Here is an 18,772-nt window from a genome sequence, read left to right on the forward strand (position 1 = left end):
CCGGGCATGGAATCGGGAGCTCGCGTTGCAATCCGCCCACCTCAGGTTGGACAAGCTTTGCCGAGTGCGATACATAGTCCTCGGATTCTCCGGAGACATACTCGCGCCAGACGAGAGGGAGGATCCCACCGCGAGGCCAGTATTCGACGTCCTCGCGGGTATCAAGCCGGATCGTCAATGGCACATTGATCGTCGTCCTATTGCTGCGGTGGATGATCGCCTCGATACGGCTGGAGAGATCGACGTAGTCCGCCAGCGCGAGGATATCGATCGCCTCGCTTCCGTCGAGCTTGAGCGATTCCGCGATGGTGTCTACCTCGAACTACAGGGGGTGCCTCGCATGGCACAATCATTGCATTTTCCTACGAAGAAATGCTGCATCGTGATAGGCAGCGAATACGTTCAAATCCACCTAAAGTGCAATTGAGTCTCCGCCCTGTGACGTCGGTGACGACTGCATGACAAGATGAGCCAATTGATGTGGCAGCGGGGGTAACGGGCATTCTCGGGCAGAAGGAACATGAGCCGATCTGCGCAAGCGTTGCTTGAGTATCACGAACGCAGCAAGCACCGCGTCAACCGCTACGCTCCAGGCCCCGGATGGCTGGACTGGGCAACCCAGCCAGATCCGTTCCGCACGTTCCAGGGCTCACCGCGTATTGCGCTGCCACTGGCCGCGGACACCTTGCCCACACGCTACAACGCGTTGCGCTGCGGCGCCCTGCCGCCCGCGCAGGGCATCAGCCTTCATACCCTCGCAATCCTGTTTGAGCTTTCGCTCGGCTTGTCAGCGTGGAAAGCCTTTGGCGCTCAGCGATGGGCACTGCGCTGCAATCCTTCGAGCGGCAATTTGCATCCGACCGAGGGCTATCTAGTTTGTCCTGCCCTGCCTGATCTGCCGGGCGGGGTCTACCATTACCTGAGCCGCGACCACGTCCTTGAGCGGCGCGCTGCATTGGATGATCCATCATGGACTGAGGCGTTCCGGGGCGGCGGCATCCTGGTTGGCATCAGCTCGATCCATTGGCGCGAGGCATGGAAATACGGAATGCGCGCCTGGCGCTACTGCCAGCATGACTGCGGCCATGCCATTGCGGCACTCAGTTACGCGGCAGCGGCTCTCGGATGGAAGACGCGGCTGATCGAGACGGCTGCGGATGCTGCCTTGGCCGCGCTGCTTGGATTGGATCGCAGCGACGATTTCGGAGCGGCCGAGCGGGAGGTGCCAGATGCCGTCCTCTGGATCGGCTATGCGGAAACACAGCCTGACCTGGAACGCCTGCGGTCCGCTCTCGATAAGGCGCACTGGTACGGCTACGCAAACCAGCTAAGCGCGGGACACGTAAGTTGGCCGGATATCGATTCGGTCGATCGTGCCACGCGCAAGTCTCTGACTCGCGAACCGCCCCAAATGAATCCGGAGCCGCCCCTGTGGCCTGCAGCGCCCACCTTCGACCTGAGCTTTGCCCGGATCGCCCGGCAGCGCCGCAGCGCTACGAGCTTCGATGGCACGGCGCGCATCACCGCTGCCGCCTTCTTTACCATGCTGGCAAGCCTGCTGGCGCGTCGCGACACGCCACCCTGGAACGCACTGATGTCTCCTGCTGCGGTGCATCTGGTGCTATTGGTTCACCGCGTGGACGGACTGGAGCCGGGCCTGTACGTGCTGGTTAGGAACTCTGGGGCGCTGCCTGGACTCAAGCAGGCGATGCGCCCGGAATGGCTGTGGCAGAGAACTGGACCGGACCATCTGCCACTCTATCTTCTGCTGCCGTACGATTTACGCGCAGTGGCAAAACTGATCTGTTGCCACCAGGATATCGCCGCCGATTCCTACTTCGCGTTGGGTATGCTTGCAAACTTCGAAATCGCCCTGAAACAGCCATGGCGTTATCGCCATCTTTTCTGGGAATGCGGCATTCTCGGCCAGGCACTCTATCTTGAAGCCGAAGCCACCGGAGAACGTGCCACGGGGATCGGCTGCTTCTTCGACGATGAAATGCACGTCGTGCTCGGCATCAAGGATCGCGCATGGCAAAGCCTGTATCACTTTACCGTTGGCTCCGCCATGGTCGATCAACGCTTGTCGACGCTTGCCCCGTATGAGGTTCAGGCTCGACCCGCGAGAGCCGGCAGATCCAGGACATCGTGAAAGCGCGCGGCATGGAAGTCCGGACCGGCTTTTCCGGCTGGAACAGCCTGAGCAACAAACTCTGATCTGCCCTTACTCCGAACAGTCGTCAACACGGTGGTGCTCACCGGCATACTTAGTAAGCGATCTCTCAGGCGATCGGACCTACAATGAACTCATCATCAACCTCACGAAGGGCGCCCGATGATCTGGTCACTTGTCCCCTTAGGCGTAATGATTGGGATCTACGCCTACATTGTCCGAATCGCGGTCCATCGTAGGTCAGCGTTTCACATAGATGCCAAGTACTCATTTCAGTACTGGTGGCATCGCGTCGCTCACATGACGAAGTAAGGTGCACCCGCGCGAGTCTTCGTGTGCCAAGCGGATTCGCCGGCGATGGCCTTAGTAATTGAAACGCGCCGCATGTCGCAGACCTATACTGGAAGCAGCAAGCCTAGGAGCGTGTCATGACAACCTCCATCGTATTTCTAGCCGCAATCGTGCTTCTGTACGCGTTCGCGGTCCGCGCTGGCTTCTTGCACAAGTCTGCCCTCTATCCGGAACACGCACATCCATTCCACTACTGGTGGGACCGGGTAGTCCACCAAAGGAAATAGGTCATCTCCTGCCTGGTTCGCGCATTTTCCCCGCCCGAACGGTCGGCGAGTTTTACTGCTGGCATGCGTCGTGCCCAGCGCTCATCGCGTCGGCCATCGCAAGTTCACGCGTGGGCAGGTTGTTCCGTGGCTCTCGAAACTCGCTTGCTCGTCGATGGCATACGTCCAATGCCACGCCCGGATTGTCCGCTCGGTCAATTCAAAGCTTACGTGCCGCCCATGTAAATGAGGCTCTTAGCCATGGCTTCCCCCTTCATTGCGTCGGAGGTCAAGCGGACAATCTACTCGTCCACGCCCAATATCACGTCCACCGCTGCACGGCCGGCGACTTCAGCCACTAGATATGCCCATCGTTTGGAAAATGGGCTGCCGTGGACTTTGATCCGCTTTCCGAATGCGGCTACTCCAGGCGGACTCATCGGCCCGTTGATCTGGAACCAGACGTCAAACATGTCCCTGGAAGTACCAGTCAGATACATCCGGATCTCGAAGCCTCGATACTCGGAAATGCGTTCCATATCCGCCCCTGTATATCAACAAAAAGTGCGACGATCGAGACGCCACGCGAGTCATTTCGCACTCTTTGGCAGTCAATCATACGGCGCCGGCTCGTGGGAGGCGAATTCATTCGTGTGGGTGGTGGAGCTCAGGAGGCTAATCGCCTCTGGCGCGAGGTGCCGCGGCGATACCACGCGCCATTCATACTGGCGGCCGGTGCCTTGCGGCGTGTTACGCCCTTACGCGCGTCGGCACGCACGGGGCCGGGTGGGTCGGCTGGCTCACGAGCCAATCGGGCAATCTGCATCCGGCTCGCCATCAAGGCACGCCGCTCATGGCTTTGTCTGAACTCGTCGAACTCAACAAAAAAGCTCCGGAGTACGGAGCTTTTCGTTCGATATTGCCCAGCCTGGTCAGGCAAGTTGGATCTTCGTCGCAGCTGGCCCCTTCTGACCGACGCCTGCCACATAGCGGACCTTCTGTCCTTCCTGCAAGGACTTGAAACCATTGCCCTGGATTTCGGAAAAATGGGCGAAAAGATCATTGCCGCCCGCATCAGGCGTGATGAAGCCGAAGCCCTTGGCGTCGTTAAACCACTTTACAGTACCGGTTTCCATGTTTGGATTTCCTAAATGTTCTCGCATGGCAAAAACGCCGACGAGGCACGATAGTCAAGGAAGAAACAAGGAAAGGTGGCGATCGCCAGAAAATTCTGAGGTCTGCTTGAGGATCCTGCTCGATTGGTTATACAGGTCATACCTGTGCGGGTCAACTTAACTTACGAATCATACGGCTGTGCCCGCAGAAGGCGTCGCTTTGGATGACGGGCGCAAGCGCCCGTCAGAACATTCAACCATGCCATCCTTGGTGCGGTGTGCAGGCGAGCTGACGCCGCCAAGTTCCTGGACAACGCGCCGCATCGGTGCATACAGCATAAGAAAAATCCCTCGGCCGGGGTGGACGAGGGACGAAAGGGTCGCGCCAGAAAAACACGCGCGTTACTCAATGATGGCGTCGTCGCCGGACGGCCTCGCCACGATCCTCATTGCCGCGGAGCATCGTGCTTGCGTCATCCACAACGGAAGACGGGTCCAGTCGGTCCAACACCGGTATCCCGGGGAAGAGTACTGGTACAAGTTCATTGACGAGCTTCGATGATGCGAAGGGCCCGAAGCGGTAGCTGGCGTTCCCGTCCATTTCCGTAAAATACCAGCCTCCCAGCGAGTCCGAATGGACGATCACCTTGTGGTCAATGATATGGGCTTGCGTACGCCACCAATACAACAAGTTGTGATGGATTCCCTGCTGCCTGGTCGCCGTAAGTGTCGCCACAGGCGATGCGTTCTTCGCAATGGGGAGTGACATCTGCAAATACTTTAGGCGGGATCGTCTCGCAAATCTGTACGGTACCGTGCACCGTACATGGGATCGATCCAGATGCGTCCGGCCATAGCGATGAACCGGTGACTCGTACCGGCCCGCATCGGCCGAACACACTCAACCGTGCCACGTGGGGCCTGGCAGATAGGTGAAGGCGGACACGACGCCGGCCCTTTTCCATCCAGATACGAATAACACCCTCTACGCATGGGGCCGGCGAGTCATCAAGCATTGCGACACACACGCCTTCTCCGACTGACGAACCCTGCAAAGGAGGGGATGCCTGACGCGTCATGGCGAGATCGCCAAAGGGAAATATCTGGTGTCGGTGTTCCTCGACAACGGGATGACGTTAACGGCGTCGCCGCAGGAGCCACTGCCCGGAATCGTCGCCGTTCAGATCCGCAACCTGTTTGCTCTTCGGATCAGCCTGACCTGGCTGAGTGGTCTTCCGGGCCTCACCGGGTTGTTCGGGCGGGCGATTCTCTTGTGTTCGCAGAAGCGTCGTCCGGAATGTTGGTACAGAAACGTATCTCATAGATGTCCTGTTGATGAACAAGCTCGAGGTGTGACTTCTTGATGATAGGCCATGACCTTGGCCTTCCCAGTTCGCGTTACTCCAGGATCCGTACGGGCATCACGGATGGGCCTCTCGTTCGTACCGGTAGTCTTTCCAGTACGGTGACCTACCGTAGTACTCATGAATGTTGGTGCCCCACTGCGGATCCGCCATGCTGGGCCAGTGGTCCTTATCAAATCCCGGTGCGGCCTCAAGCTTCGCCTTGTCGATGCCCAGCACGAAACTCTTGCGCTCCGTATCGAGCGTCAGCGCAGACCAGGGCACTGCGAACAGCTTCTCGCCAAACCCGAGGAATCCACCGAAGGACAGCACGGCATACGCAACGCGCCCACTGACCACGTCGAGCATGATGTGATTAACCGTACCGAGCTTGTCGCCGCCGGGGCCGATGACGGGGTTGTCTTCCAACGTATCCGAAGCCATCACGAATGGACCTGGACCTGGGTTCTCCGGATCGATGGCGCCGAGAATCACTGCGCGTGGGTTACCACTGTCGCCGTTGAGGTTATAGGGATTCATGGACCTGCTCCTGAACTTGGTGAAAAGTCGACGCGTCAGATCATCATGGATGATCACCATGATTCTTCGCGGACTTTTGCGCCTGGGTGGGCGTCAACAAATGGACGCTGACACCAATCCGGTCTGCGGTCGGTACGATAGCGGGCACGGAGGACGACATATTGTGTCCGACGGACAAAATCCCCGCGATCCAATGGCAAGACAAATCGTCGTTGATCCAGTCATGCCGATTGACGACGTCTTCTTGGCTACGCCGTCATTCCATGCCGAACAGCTCTCCCCGGCCCGGGGTCTTACGCGCGTCTGCTCTCGGGGTGCTTTACCGCGCGCTTTTGAGTCGAACGAGGCGCTTTTCAAGTGACGAAGCTCGACGTATATTTGGCGCTAGATCCCAACCTCTCGCGATCGCACGAGGCCCCGTCGTCGACCCAGCTAGCCGTGCATCGCCAAATCCTCCAGGTGCAACGTGCCGTCTACTCATGATCCGAAGGCAAACCACCTTCTGTCCGTGATATCGGAAGCGGAGTGGTCCCGAATTGCACCGCACATGACCCGGGTTGATTTGCCGCTGGGCCATGTCTTGTACGAATCCGGCGACAAGCTAGACCATGTGTACTTCCCGACGACTGCAATTGTCTCGCTGCTTTACGTCATGGAGGACGGTGCCTCCGCGGAGATCGCCATCGTCGGCAACGAAGGGATTGTCGGTATCGCAATATTCATGGGSGGMGAGACSACGCCAAGCCGGGCCATCGTGCAAAGCGCGGGAGTGGGCTACCGACTGAGCGCTCGGGTGCTGAAGCAGGAATTCACGCGTGGTGGCCCCATCCAGCGCCTGCTCCTCAGGTACACCCAGGCGCTGATCACCCAGATGGCGCAGACAGCCGTTTGCAACCGGCATCACTCGATCGTGCAGCAATTTTGTCGATGGCTATTGCTAAGCATCGACCGACTTCCGTCCAACGAACTGAAAATGACGCAGGAGCTAATCGCCAATATGCTTGGAGTGCGTCGTTCAGGAGTGACCGAGGCCGCGTTGAAATTGCAAAGCGCGGGCGTGATCCGATACAGCCACGGTAACATCGAAGTGCTGGACAGGCCCGCGCTGGAGCGCAACGTATGTGAATGCTATGCAGTAGTGAAACGTGAGTTCGACCGGCTACTGCCCGATGAGCCCGCAATCTGAGGATGTCTTGGCGCGCAGTGCGCTGGCATTCATTCAAGCGTTTCGATGTGCTTCGTGCAGCGGCCTCTTCTGGAAGCATCGCCACTCACGGATCCGGTAGGTTCTCGAGGGACCGTACATTTCGCGATTGCCACTTCGGCTGAACGATTCCATCAATCCGTTGCGTTGACCGGCTGAATCCTCTCGCCAGCTTCGGTCATTCGCCAAGGCTAACGCAGATGCCCGTTAAGGGTCGGCTACGGAAGTCGCCTACCTCGGGTCGAACGGCGACGATTCGTTGCCGCCCCCCCGGCCGTCCGCCCTGCCCGCAAAGCAGCTCGCTTCCGATCAAATCCGACTTACTTGGTCTTGAACGCCGCGCGCCGATCCGCCCGTTCCGTCGCGAAAACGCTGCCCACCGTAGCCTCCAGGTCCGCGCGCTCCACCGCCTTGCCGCAGTGCGGGCACACGCTGGCCAGGCCGACATCGTGACCGCATTCCCGATGGACGAAGTGCATCGCATGTTCCTCGCCCTTCTCCTTGCACCACTGCTCTCCCCACGCCCGTAGCGCGTAGATCACTGGATAGAAGGCCCAACCCTTCTCGGTCAGCCGGTACTCATAACGCAGCGGCTTCTCGCTATACGGCTGGCGCTCGATCATGCCGTCGGCCTCGAGTGCCTTCAGACGCGTTGCCAGCATCTGCGGCGTGGCATCGGTCTGGATCTGCATTTCCTCGAAACGCGTTGCGCCCATGTACAGCTCCCTGAGCACCAGGGTGGTCCATCGATCGCCAACGATATCGACAGAGCGCGCCACCGGGCACACCGTAGTTGTCTTCTCCGTCGCACGTGCCACGACTGCTCCCGTAGTTACTATTGTTTTCATAGTAGCACAGTGCGCGCTGACGACAACAGCCCCGCCGATCACCCTGGAAGCCTTGTCTTTCTTGACACTATGATTTTCATAGTTATACTTCCCAGGACCGATGCGTGAGACGTCACGGATCCCCCGACAAGCAGTCAGGCGCCACTGCAAGATGCGACTTCGCTCGCACATTTCCTCTGAATGGAGTACCGAAGATGTCCAAACCTGTGTATCCCGCGAAGCGAACCGGCCTGCTGCTGGTGGACCCGTACAACGATTTTCTCTCCGACGGTGGCAAGCTGTTTCCGATGCTCCGGGATGTCGCCGACGACGTCCGCCTGCTGGATAACCTGCGCGCTTCGGTTGCCGCCGTGCGCGAGCGTGGCATCCAGGTGTTCTATGTGCCGCATCGACGCTGGCAGCCGGGCGACTACGACAACTGGGATCACCCGAATCCGACGCAACGCCTGGTGCAACAGCGTCACACCTTTGCCAAGGGGACGTGGGGTGGCGAATGGCATCCCGATTTCGTCCCGCAGGATGGCGACATCATCGTCCAGGAACACTGGGGCCAGAGCGGCTTTGCCAATACCGATCTCGACTTCCAGCTGAAGCAGCAAGGTGTCACACACGTGATCGTCGTGGGCTTGCTGGCTAATACCTGCATCGAATCGACGGCCCGCTTTGCCATGGAACTGGGCTACCACGTCACGCTCGTGCGCGATGCCACCGCCGCTTTCCACAAGGAAATGATGCACGCCGCGCATCATCTGAACGGCCCGACCTTCGCCCATGAAATCCTGACGACTGCCGAGCTGGTCGCGGCCCTTCCCGCCGTATCGCAAGGGGCCGAAGCATGAACCTCACCGGTAATTTGCTGATTGGCGAGCAGGAAGCGGGCGCCACCGCGGGCAGCATGAAAGCCCTGAATCCCGCGACAAACCTGAGCATCGAACCCGCCTTCGCATTCGGCGGCGCAGCCGAAGTCGATCGCGCCGCGCAGCTGGCCGACGACGCATTCGATAGCTACAACAACACGAGTCTCGAAGTCCGCGCAGCGTTCCTGGAGCGCATTGCCGACGGCCTTGACGCCGTCGCGTCCGAGCTGGCCCAACGTGCGTCGCTCGAAACCGGCCTGCCCGTCGCGCAGCTTGAAGGAGAGGCCGCGAAGTCGGCGACCCAGTTTCGCCAGTTCGCGACGGTCGTGCGCCATGGGCGTTTTCGGCAGGCAACGATCGATCCGGCCCAACCGGCGCGCCAGCCTCGTCCACGCATGGATCACCGCATGCAGAAGATCGCGCTGGGTCCGATTGCGATCTTCGGTGCGAGCAACTTCCCGATCTCGTATTCGGTCGCCGGCGGCGACACCGCATCGGCGTTGGCCGCCGGCTGCCCTGTCATCCTGAAGGCGCACAACGGCCATCCCGGCGCCTCCGAGATCCAGGGCCGCGTCATCCAGCAGGCCGTAAAGGACGCGGCTCTGCATGAAGGCGTGTTTTCGCTGCTACGCGGCGATGGCAACGAGATCGGCGAGGCGCTGGTGGAGCACCCGCTTATCAAGGGCGTGACCTTCACGGGCTCCGAAGGTGGTGGCATGGCGCTGTTCCGGCGCGCACAACTGCGTCCCGATCCGATCCCCGTCTTCACCGAGATGACCAGCGTCAACCCGACATTCGTACTGCCGGCCGCCCTCTTCTCGCGCGGCAAGGACATCGGCGACGGCTTTGCCGAGCGCATGCTGGTGACGGTGGGTCAGGCCTGCCTGAAGCCCGCGATCCTGCTGGCCATCGACGGCATCGGCTTCAGCGAAATGAAGCAGGCGCTGATTGCCCGCATCGAAGCCATGCACGCCCGGACGATGCTGACGCCTGGCATCGCCACGATGTATCGCCGGAATGTGGATCGGCAACTCAGCGCCGGCGCGCAGCAGATTGCAATGGGTGGCGAACCGCAAGGAACGTGGGATGGCCAGTCGCTCCTGTTTGAGGTCGATGGTGCGCGCCTGCTCGAGTCGCCTTCGCTGTCGGAGGAGGTCTTCGGCCCCGCGGCGCTGCTCGTGCGCGTGAAGGACATCGATCAGATGGTTGCCATCGCCCGGCACTTCCGCGGCCAGCTCTCCGCGACGATGCAGATCGAGCAAGCCGATCATGCATTGGCAGCCCGACTGTTGCCGATTCTCGAACGCCGCACCGGTCGCATCGTCATCAATGCCTTCGCGCATCCGCAGGAAGTGTCCGACGCGTCGATTCACGGCGGCCCGTTTCCCGCCACGTCCGATAGCCGCTTCACCTCGGTTGGCATGAGTGCGATCGAGCGATTCCTTCGGCCCGTCTGCTACCAGGGCTTCCCGGACGAGCTATTGCCGGAAGCGCTCAAGCATGACAATCCGCGCGGCCTCTGGCGCCTGACAGACGGCGCATTGTCGAAGGCCTGATTCACCCCGCGAACGAGTCCAACTCAGGAGATCCCATGCAATATCTTGCTCTGGTTTCCCGCACCACCCCCAGTCCCCCGGATGCTCCCACACCGGAAACGCGGGAAGCCGAGTCGGAGTTCATCCGGCACTTCTACCTCGATGGCGTCGTCAGGCAAATCTGGCTGCGCGGCGATGGTGGCGCATGCATCCTCGCGGAGAGCAAAGACGCGCAATCGCTGGACGCCGTGTTCTCCGCCCTGCCCCTGGTGAAATCCGGCTTTCTGCAGCCTCCGACGGTCATCGCACTGAAGCCATACTCGGGTTTCGGGCCCAGGGCTGCGTAGCAATTGACAGGATTGCCTTTGATATCGCCGAAGCATCGGCTGGCATCAAAGGCGTTCGGCTGTTTCCTTAACAGCAACACTGCCTGCGCCCAGCAGGTCATGTCCGAGCGCCGAGGCCACTCCGCGCTGACCACTATCCGCGTCAAGCACAAACACCATGTGTATTGGTGTCAGATGCCGCATCCACGCGGAATGAAACAACAACATCCCTTGAAAGCATCGCTTTAAAGCTGCCAATGCGTGCCTGCTTCAGGCCAATCGCGAATGGGTATGCAGACAAATGATGCAGACAATTCGGATGACAATTTCCGTCACCAGACATACAAAAATCGTCGCTTTACCTGCAAGAACATGTCAATTGACATCTATTTGGACGTTGTTCATCATCGCGGCGGCCACGGGGAATGGTGGCCCCAATCTTGCGAACAGAAGAACTGAAACGCGTTCGCCGGGTATGCAATAGCAATACATCGATCTAGACGTTTCCAAATAAAAAAGAAAGGGTCAATAACGTCATGAAATACCTTGCTCACCTCCGTGGGCCGGCCTCCCTATTGGCCGCAATTCTCCTTGTGACAGCGTGTGGTGGCGGAGGTGGCGATGGCGCTTCGACGTCGTCCACAGCAGAGCCGCTGGGCTATACACCGCTGTTTGCCTCCGATACGCCGGCCATGGAGCAGATCCAGTACCGCGAACCCGATGGCACGCTCGTGACGCTGATGGGCTCCCGCCCGACCGAGCGCCACGCGCGCGAACGCGGCGAGGCATGGGATGCGCCCGATGCCGGTCCGGGCCGCTACCTGACATTTCCGACGTTCTATTTTCAGAACCGGACATTTGGCCTGGAAATCCGCGATGGCGTGCCCGCCGGGCGACAGCGCATCGAGGTCTACCTGCGTGTGAACCAGGGCATTTTCGACGGCACGACATTCAGCCTCTTCCGCAATGTGCTCGATCCCACCGTGCGTGACTACGGCTGGTCGCTGAACTACGGATTCAACAATCCGAAGGAAGGCGGACTGCCGATCTGCCGCGAAGGTCAGCCACGCGAAGATTGCATGATGGTGTTCGATTCCAACTGGCGCACGGATCCGCATAGTCCGCTGAAGATCGGCGACAAGGTCGAACTGGCACCTGCACCGCGTTTGAAGCGCGATCCGGTCGTCGATGGCGGCGGCAGCCGCTACTACTCGTTCGAGCAGCTCTATGTCGTCGGCGTGGGCATGCGGCCGTGGTACGGCATTGCGCCGAACCTCGATTCGGAGCCGCTGCCCGACGACACGTTGCTGGGCGGCCTGGCCAGTATTTCGTACAACTATTCGGAAGAGCCGATGCGGGTCTTCCAGCAGATGTCGAACAATATCGGCATTGCCAATACGCAGCGGTTTGTCGAGGGTCGCCGCCTGTTCCACACATCGTTCATGGATGGCACGCACTCGGAGCACGACAAGGACAATCCGGTATTCACGGCGCACATCGGCCAGCTCGGTCCGCGCTACAACCAGCCGCGCTGTATCGAGTGCCACACCAACAACGGCCGCAGCAAGGCGGCGGGCATTGGCGCGACGCTCGACACGATCTCCTTCCTGACGGCAACCGCCGACGGCAAGGCGGACCCGGTCTATGGCTTCAACGTGCAACAGCACGCGCAGGACCGCGCCGCGCCCGCCTATGACGTGACCGTGAAGTCGTACGAGACGATAGTGCGTACCTTGCCCGATGGCGAGAAGGTGGAACTGGTCAAGCCGGTCTACGCGTTCAAGGGGCCGACGCCAGCGGTTTTCTCGACACGCCAGGCGCCGCAGGTCATCGGCATGGGCTTGCTCGAGGCCATTCCCGAGGCGACGATCCTCGGCCTCGCCGATCCGACCGATGCCAACGGCGACGGCATCAAGGGCACGCCGAACTTCGTGATCGACCCCGAAACGGGCAGGACCCACCTGGGCCGGTTTGGCTGGAAGGCTTCGAAAGGAAGCATCCGGCAACAGGTAGCGGACGCACTGCTCAAGGACATGGGCGTCACCTCGCCGATCTTCCCGGATCGGGGTTGCCAGCGCGGTGCGCCGGATTGCCGCGGGTCGACCGTGCCCTCCTCGGTCAGCGAGACCGAGCTGCAGCGCCTGTCGAACTATCTGTCGCTCATCGGCGTGCCCGCCCAGCGCAAGCTGCGCAGCGGATTCCCGGACGGTATTCGGGTATCGCCCGAGCATGACGTGAATCCGACGCAGATCGCGCGCGGCAGCGACCTGTTTGCGCAGGTCCGCTGCGTGGCCTGCCACACGCCGACCATGAAGACCGGCAATACGCACCCGTTTGCAGAGCTGCGCGAGCAGACGATTCATCCGTACACCGATCTGCTGCTGCACAACATGGGTCCGGACCTGGCTGACACGCTGTCCGAAGGCCGCGCCTATCCTGCCCAATGGCGGACCGCGCCGCTGTGGGGGATCGGATCGCTGCGCTTTGTGCAGGGCGCCGATGCGAATGTGCGTCTGCTCCATGACGGCCGGGCGCGCAACATGACGGAAGCCATCCTGTGGCACGGCGGCGAGGCGACGGACAGCCGCACGCGCTATGAATCGCTCTCGAAGGCCGACCGCGACGCCATCACGGCGTTCCTGCAGTCCCTGTAATCCGCCTTGCCTGCTCACCCCCGCAAACCGGGGTGAGCAGGCTCACACAGTTCTCTCTCGGAATTTTCAATGAGTGTGCGTAACGTGATCGGCCACGGCGTGTTGGCCCTGATAATGGCATTCGCCATGACGGCATGCGGTGGCGGCGGGGATGCCGCCTCGACGAGCGGCAGCAACGCAAGCTCCGGCAATGGCGGCGGCGGCCTCACACCCGCCACGCCGCCGGGGACGCCCACAACCATTCAAAAGAGCGCCAAGCGCGGGATCGCCTACGATCTGGCCAGCGCGGCCGACTTCGCCGCCCTCGCCCCCGGTGTGTCCTGGTGGTACAACTGGGCATCGCAACCGAACGCCGCGGCGCCTGCGAACGTCAAGACGGCTCATGGCATGGACTACATCCCCATGCTCTGGAACGACAGCTTCAACGCCGCCGCCGTGGAGACCTATCTGCACGCCCACCCGGAGATCAAGTATCTGCTGTTGATGAACGAGCCGAATCTCGTCGACCAGGCCAACCTGACGCCGACAGCCGCCGCTGCCGCGTGGCCTCGCTACGAGAGCATCGCCGCCCATACCGGGGTGAAACTGGTGGGCCCTACCGTGACATGGGGAACGATGCCCGGCTTCCAGGACCCGGTGACGTGGCTTGACGCGTTCTATACGGCGTATCGCGCCGCCAACGGCAACCGGGACCCGCAGATCGACTACCTCGCCTTCCACTGGTACGACTATGGCCTGGGCGGCCAGCTCGACCGCCTTGCCAAGTATGGCAAACCGTTCTGGGTCACCGAGTTTGCCAACTGGCACTCGAACAACGATGGCGCGCAGATCGACACGATAGACAAGCAGAAGCAGCAAATGCAGGACATGGTGGCAACCTGCGAGCAGCGCCCCGATGTGTTCCGGTATGCCTGGTTCACGGGCCGATGGAACAACGACGTCCATTTCACGAGCCTGCTTGCCGCCGACGGACAGCTGACGGCGCTTGGCCGCTACTACCTGACGCTGCCGTACTGATTCGGCGCGGGCGCCAGCACGCGACTCCCCCCTCCCTCCCTCCCTCCCTCCTGGTCCCGCGCGCCACGGCGCGGGCACCATACCCATCTGGAAATCGCCCGGCATGCGCCGGGCGACCCGCCTGCCCGGCATACGCACTCGCCCCAATCTGGTCGGCATTCGACGACCTGATTCATGACTCCATTCACTTCCACCGCATGTGTATTGGAATAAATCGATCGAGTTCAATAATCTCCGTCGTGGTAAACCATAAAGCCCATCCTTTCTCCGCAGGCTTGTTTTGTCGCGCAGAGAAGATCGGATTTGACCGCGCGCGGAAAATGGATCGAAAGATTACAGGTTTGTCATTTTACTGGATTACGTTTTTGTCATCTGACGGGGAATTGCCAAAAAGCGTTTGGCTTTCACCTATAAATGGAAATCACAGGCTGCGGACTGGTGTCACGCAGCGTGCCTCAGCCCGCCGGCGCGCCAGCGGGCTTTTTTTTTGCCCGGATTATTGATAACCACCGGATTTGGGCTCTCGCTATTGATTCCATTAATCACTGGATTGAGTGAAAACCCTGCCGCGTCTTCGGCTTGACTTAGCTGGTATATCACATACTTTGTATTCGACCGCCCTTTTGAATTAATCGGGTTGGCATGCGATTCATTCCTTTTCGTAAAGCGGACGTCGCAACCAAGAAATCGGAGGCATAAAATGAAAATGGCTAAATACCAGCCAGGGAGCCGTGCGTCCCTGTGTCGATTTGAATCGTCGGACAGGAAGCATCCGTCCACCCAGGGAGCGCGCCATGAATAATCCCTCCACGGCGGCGCTCAGCCCGCATCAGCCGGCATCCGACAAAACCCGCTGGCTACAACTCGCGGTGGGCGTAATCTGCATGATCGCCACCGCGAATATCCAGTACGCATGGACGCTGTTCGTCCCCGAGATCCAGGACACCTACGGCTGGCCTCGCGCGCAGATCCAGGTCGCCTTCACACTCTTCGTGCTGGTCCAGACCTGGCTCGCGCCGATCGAAGGCTACTTCATCGACAAGTTCGGCCCGCGCCTGATGGTCGCCTTTGGCGCGCTGTTCATCGGCGCGGCATGGGTCATCAATTCCCAGGCCACCACGCTGATGGGCTTCTACTTCGGCGCGGCCGTCGGCGGTATCGGCGTGGGCTCGATCTATGCCACTTGCATCAACAACGCACTCAAGTGGTTCCCGGATCGCCGTGGTCTTGCCGTGGGTCTCACCGCTGGCGGTTACGGCGCGGGCTCGGCTGCCACGATCCTGCCCATCGCGGCCATGATCGAGTCGTCGGGCTTCCAGGACACGTTCTTCTTCTTCGGCATCCTGCAAGGCTCCATCGCCTTTGTTGCCGCGTGGTTCCTGCGCTCGCCCAAACCCACGGAGGTCAGGGCTTCGCAGAAACTCGTCCAGGCCACGCGCGACTACACACTCAAGGAAGCGCTTTGCACCAAGCTGTTCTGGCTGATGCTGGTGATGTTCATCCTCGTGGTCACCGGCGGCATGATGGCTGTCGCGCAGCTCGGCGTCATCGCCAAGGACCTGGGCGTGAAGGAGTTCCAGGTGGACCTGCACTTCTTCGTGATGGCGGCGCTGCCGCTTGCGCTGATGCTTGACCGCGTCATGAACGGCATCTCGCGTCCGCTGTTCGGCTGGATCTCCGACCATATCGGCCGGGAAAAGACCATGGTCATCGCCTTCACGCTGGAAGGGATCGGCATCATCGCCCTCGGCTATTTCGGCAGCAATCCGTACGCGTTCCTGATCCTGTCCGGGGTGGTGTTTCTGGCCTGGGGCGAGGTCTATTCGCTGTTCTCGGCGCTGGCCGGCGATGCCTTCGGCACCAAGCACATCGGCAAGATCTACGGCGTGCTCTATACCGCCAAGGGTATCGGTGCGCTGTTCGTCCCGATCGGCAACCTGATGATGGAGGCCACCGGCACGTGGTCGACGGTGCTCTACACCGTCGCCGCCATGGACCTGACCGCCGCCTTCCTCGCGATCATGGTGCTGCGTCCGGTGCTGGCTTCGCATGTGGCGAAGTCCAGAAGCCTCTTCGCCAAGGAGACGGCCGCCACAGGCGCGGCGGTCAGCGCCTGATCGGCCGGGTCCGGCTGTGTCCCATCGCGGCACGCAGATCCATGCGATGTGCCCGATTCAGCACGGCCGGACCCCGCTTCCTCATAGCGGACTGAACAATGTTAAGTGCCCGGAACTTCGGCGTTAAGCAAGACTAATTTGCTTTCCTCGCCAGCGCGTTCCACTCTGTAAGATCCTGCGCCGCGCAGTCTGGCGAATCCTGCGGCCACGACGGAGGGCACCATCGATGGCCACCAGCGAAGTCAGCCAGTACGCGCTCGATCTGGGAAGCAGCCTGCGGCGAGTGCTTGGCCCTGCCGCACCCACCGCCGAGCTGGATGCCCTTGCCGCCGCCGCGCAGCAACTGGCCGACATGGCCGCCAACCCGCCCTCCGTCGCCGCGTGGTCGGCCGCCACCGATGCCTGGGAGACCGCACGCAACAAGCTGACCGGGCAGCTTCGCCAATACCTGCTCGATGGCCTGCCCGATATTCCCGGGCTGGGCGACCTTGCCGGCTCGCTCGGCTGGGACAGCCCCGAAGGCCTGCATGGCGACGTCTCCCTCGGGCCGCTTCGGCTGTCGTTTTCATCGTCATCGCTCGTGCTGCAGCCCAGGCTGCCGGATGGCACCGTCCTGCCGGCGCTGACCGTCGGCCCCTATCAGCCTTCGGGGATTGGCGCCTCGCTGGCCTCGCCCCTGGGCGGCGGCCTGCCCGGTGGCGGGTCGATCGTCCGGCTGGCCGATGCCCCCGGTTTTGGCGGCACGCTCAACGTGCCGCTGGGCGCCCTCTCCATCAGCGCCTCGGCGGTGCTAGAGCGCCTGCCTGGCGGCGAGCCCTCCTTCATGGCGGTGGTGGGCGTGTCGTTCAATCCGCCGATCCAGCTGTCATTTGGCTTCTCGCTGGACCGCGTGGGCGGCCTGATCGGCGTGCACCGCACGGCAGCGACCGATGCGCTGACGATTGCCGTGCGCACCGGCGCGGCGGCCGACGCGCTGTTTGCCACGCGTCCGCCCGCCAGCCCGAACGCGCTGATTGACAGCCTGCGGCGCTTCTTTCCCGCCTTCAATGGCCGCCATCTGATCGCCCCCACGCTGCGTCTGGCATGGCTGTCGATTGGCGCGGGCAGCTTCCTGTCGCTCGACCTCGGCGTGGTGGTGGAAATCCCCAGCGGAAAAGTCGTGGTGATGGGCGTGGCCCGCGCCGGCATTCCGGGGACGCCCGGCCTGATCCATCTGCGGCTGGACGTCCTTGGCATCGTCGACCCGGCCCAGTCGCTGGTGTCGGTGGATGCCAGCCTGGTCGACAGCCACGTGCTCGGCATCTTCTCCGTGTTTGGCGATGCCGCGCTGCGCCTGAACTGGGGCAGCCAGGCCTATACCGTGGTGTCGATTGGCGGCTTCTATCCGGGCTTCAATCCCGAGCCCGCGCAGTTGCCCGCGATGCGCCGGGTCGGGCTGGCGCTCGAACAAGCAGGCGGCCTGATCGAAATCCGCGCCGAGGGCTACCTGGCTTTCACCACCAACACCATCCAGCTCGGCGGGCGGCTGGATATCACCATCTTCATGGGCCTCTCCGCCCACGGCTTCCTGCAACTCGATGCGCTGGTGCAGTTCCGGCCTTTTGCCTTTGTCGCCAACGCGGCCGCCGGGTTCGACGTGCGTGCCGGCGGCTTCAGCTTCGGCGGCGTCCGGCTCGATGGCACCGTGTCCGGCCCAGGCCCGCTGGTGGTACGCGGCAGGCTGACCATCGAAACGTTTCTGTTCGACATCTCCTGGGACGAGACCTTCTCCCTTGGCAGCGGCCCCGCCGACATGGCGCCAAGCCCGGGCGCATTGCTCGCCATCATGCAGGAGGAAGTCACCCGCGCCGGCAACGTGCGCGCGGCGTCCGTAAATGACCCCGCCGTGGTGCTGGCCCCGCGCGCGACGCGCGACGGCGTGGCCGCCGTTCCGCCCACGGGCGCGCTGCAATGGTCGCAGCGCCGCGCGCCGCTGGGATTTCCGGTCGATCGCGTGGACGGCCTGCCGCTGCCCGTGCGGGTTGGCGTGCGCGTCACCACGCCCGGCTCACCGGTGACCGAACGCTTCGCCCCCGGCAACTACTGCAATCTCAACGCGGCCGAACAACTCAATCGCCCGCCCTTCGACGTGCTCGATGCCGGCCTCGTGCTCGGCAGCGGCGCGCCGCAGACCAGCGCGAAACTGACCGATAACCGCGATGTGGATGTGATCGTCCTGCCCGCCAATCCGCCCGGGCTGACGGGCAAGGCCATCAGCCTCGTCGCGGCCAGCGGGCTGGTCACCGCCAGCCAGCGTGCGCCGGCACTGGGCAGCACCGATGCATTGATCCACGCACAGCACGAAACCTGGGCCACCGTGCCGCCGACGGACTTCCCGAGCTACACCAGCGCGACCGCCGCGCACGCCTTCGCCAAGGGCAACACCACCGGCGGCGCCGTGCCGATGGCGGATTTCCTCGCACCCATCGACCTGTCAGGGATCTGAA

14 protein-coding genes are annotated in these 18,772 nt (G+C 61.7%); 10 read left to right on the forward strand and 4 right to left on the reverse strand.

Features of this window, described 5'->3' with window-relative positions:
- Nucleotides 1-520: 520 nt before the first annotated feature.
- Nucleotides 521-2,152 (forward strand): SagB/ThcOx family dehydrogenase, encoded by a 1,632-nt coding sequence (locus tag AC1DOX_RS17395; protein WP_441618117.1) that lies wholly within the window; start codon nt 521-523, stop codon nt 2,150-2,152.
- 880 nt (nt 2,153-3,032) lie between these two features.
- Here the strand turns inward: AC1DOX_RS17395 and AC1DOX_RS17400 are convergent.
- From AC1DOX_RS17400 to AC1DOX_RS17410, 3 genes are all read right to left on the reverse strand, one after another.
- Nucleotides 3,033-3,269: a hypothetical protein gene (locus AC1DOX_RS17400; protein WP_441618119.1), complete on the reverse strand. Its 237-nt coding sequence runs from the start codon at nt 3,267-3,269 to the stop codon at nt 3,033-3,035.
- A 393-nt stretch (nt 3,270-3,662) separates the two neighbouring features.
- Nucleotides 3,663-3,866: a cold-shock protein gene (locus AC1DOX_RS17405; RefSeq protein ID WP_441618121.1), complete on the reverse strand. Its 204-nt coding sequence runs from the start codon at nt 3,864-3,866 to the stop codon at nt 3,663-3,665.
- Between the two features lie 1,400 nt (nt 3,867-5,266).
- Entirely contained in the window at nt 5,267-5,728 is a 462-nt protein-coding gene (locus tag AC1DOX_RS17410) for a PRC-barrel domain-containing protein (RefSeq protein ID WP_441618123.1), read from the reverse strand.
- On the opposite strand from AC1DOX_RS17410, the gene AC1DOX_RS17415 reads away from it, so the two are divergent.
- Together AC1DOX_RS17415 and AC1DOX_RS17420 are read left to right on the forward strand one after the other, a co-directional pair.
- A complete protein-coding gene (locus AC1DOX_RS17415; protein WP_441618125.1) occupies nt 5,727-6,089 on the forward strand; it encodes a hypothetical protein in 363 nt (120 codons plus the stop codon). The two genes, AC1DOX_RS17410 and AC1DOX_RS17415, sit on opposite strands and share 2 nt — an antisense overlap.
- 186 nt (nt 6,090-6,275) lie before the next feature.
- Complete coding sequence (locus AC1DOX_RS17420; RefSeq protein ID WP_441618127.1) at nt 6,276-6,914, forward strand: Crp/Fnr family transcriptional regulator; 639 nt, start codon at nt 6,276-6,278, stop codon at nt 6,912-6,914.
- Nucleotides 6,915-7,252: 338 nt separating this feature from the next.
- On the opposite strand, the gene AC1DOX_RS17425 is transcribed toward AC1DOX_RS17420, so the two are convergent.
- Complete coding sequence (locus tag AC1DOX_RS17425; RefSeq protein ID WP_441618129.1) at nt 7,253-7,750, reverse strand: winged helix-turn-helix transcriptional regulator; 498 nt, start codon at nt 7,748-7,750, stop codon at nt 7,253-7,255.
- 224 nt (nt 7,751-7,974) lie between these two features.
- On the opposite strand from AC1DOX_RS17425, the gene AC1DOX_RS17430 reads away from it, so the two are divergent.
- The 7 genes from AC1DOX_RS17430 to AC1DOX_RS17460 all read left to right on the forward strand — a co-directional run bounded on the left by AC1DOX_RS17430 (nt 7,975) and on the right by AC1DOX_RS17460 (nt 18,771).
- On the forward strand, nt 7,975-8,619 hold the full coding sequence (locus tag AC1DOX_RS17430) for a cysteine hydrolase family protein (RefSeq protein WP_441618131.1): 645 nt from the start codon (nt 7,975-7,977) through the stop codon (nt 8,617-8,619).
- Nucleotides 8,616-10,193, forward strand: a complete 1,578-nt coding sequence (locus AC1DOX_RS17435; RefSeq protein ID WP_441618133.1) for an aldehyde dehydrogenase (NADP(+)) — start codon at nt 8,616-8,618, stop codon at nt 10,191-10,193. Before AC1DOX_RS17430 ends, AC1DOX_RS17435 begins: the two co-directional genes overlap by 4 nt.
- Before the next feature lie 35 nt (nt 10,194-10,228).
- The gene (locus tag AC1DOX_RS17440) at nt 10,229-10,519 is read left to right on the forward strand and encodes a hypothetical protein (protein ID WP_441618135.1); all 291 of its coding nucleotides are present in this window, start codon (nt 10,229-10,231) and stop codon (nt 10,517-10,519) included.
- A gap of 671 nt (nt 10,520-11,190) precedes the next feature.
- The gene (locus tag AC1DOX_RS17445) at nt 11,191-13,152 is read left to right on the forward strand and encodes a di-heme oxidoreductase family protein (RefSeq protein ID WP_218132713.1); all 1,962 of its coding nucleotides are present in this window, start codon (nt 11,191-11,193) and stop codon (nt 13,150-13,152) included.
- A gap of 69 nt (nt 13,153-13,221) precedes the next feature.
- Nucleotides 13,222-14,169: a glycosyl hydrolase gene (locus AC1DOX_RS17450; RefSeq protein WP_441618137.1), complete on the forward strand. Its 948-nt coding sequence runs from the start codon at nt 13,222-13,224 to the stop codon at nt 14,167-14,169.
- Nucleotides 14,170-14,963: 794 nt separating this feature from the next.
- Entirely contained in the window at nt 14,964-16,286 is a 1,323-nt protein-coding gene (gene oxlT, locus AC1DOX_RS17455; RefSeq protein ID WP_441618139.1) for an oxalate/formate MFS antiporter, read from the forward strand.
- Between the two features lie 226 nt (nt 16,287-16,512).
- Nucleotides 16,513-18,771, forward strand: a complete 2,259-nt coding sequence (locus AC1DOX_RS17460) for a DUF6603 domain-containing protein (protein WP_441618141.1) — start codon at nt 16,513-16,515, stop codon at nt 18,769-18,771.
- The last annotated feature ends 1 nt before the right edge of the window (nt 18,772 follow it).

This window comes from Cupriavidus sp. 01L415, assembly GCF_056400065.1.

What these genes read in the sequence shown, in the direction of transcription:
- AC1DOX_RS17395 (WP_441618117.1), top strand. Translation starts at nt 521, where the DNA reads ATGAGCCGATCTGCGCAAGCGTTGCTTGAGTATCACGAACGCAGCAAG.
- AC1DOX_RS17400 (WP_441618119.1), bottom strand. Translation starts at nt 3,269, where the DNA reads ATGGAACGCATTTCCGAGTATCGAGGCTTCGAGATCCGGATGTATCTG.
- AC1DOX_RS17405 (WP_441618121.1), bottom strand. Translation starts at nt 3,866, where the DNA reads ATGGAAACCGGTACTGTAAAGTGGTTTAACGACGCCAAGGGCTTCGGC.
- AC1DOX_RS17415 (WP_441618125.1), top strand. Translation starts at nt 5,727, where the DNA reads ATGGACCTGCTCCTGAACTTGGTGAAAAGTCGACGCGTCAGATCATCA.
- AC1DOX_RS17410 (WP_441618123.1), bottom strand. Translation starts at nt 5,728, where the DNA reads ATGAATCCCTATAACCTCAACGGCGACAGTGGTAACCCACGCGCAGTG.
- AC1DOX_RS17430 (WP_441618131.1), top strand. Translation starts at nt 7,975, where the DNA reads ATGTCCAAACCTGTGTATCCCGCGAAGCGAACCGGCCTGCTGCTGGTG.
- AC1DOX_RS17435 (WP_441618133.1), top strand. Translation starts at nt 8,616, where the DNA reads ATGAACCTCACCGGTAATTTGCTGATTGGCGAGCAGGAAGCGGGCGCC.
- AC1DOX_RS17440 (WP_441618135.1), top strand. Translation starts at nt 10,229, where the DNA reads ATGCAATATCTTGCTCTGGTTTCCCGCACCACCCCCAGTCCCCCGGAT.
- AC1DOX_RS17445 (WP_218132713.1), top strand. Translation starts at nt 11,191, where the DNA reads ATGGAGCAGATCCAGTACCGCGAACCCGATGGCACGCTCGTGACGCTG.
- AC1DOX_RS17450 (WP_441618137.1), top strand. Translation starts at nt 13,222, where the DNA reads ATGAGTGTGCGTAACGTGATCGGCCACGGCGTGTTGGCCCTGATAATG.
- oxlT (WP_441618139.1), top strand. Translation starts at nt 14,964, where the DNA reads ATGAATAATCCCTCCACGGCGGCGCTCAGCCCGCATCAGCCGGCATCC.
- AC1DOX_RS17460 (WP_441618141.1), top strand. Translation starts at nt 16,513, where the DNA reads ATGGCCACCAGCGAAGTCAGCCAGTACGCGCTCGATCTGGGAAGCAGC.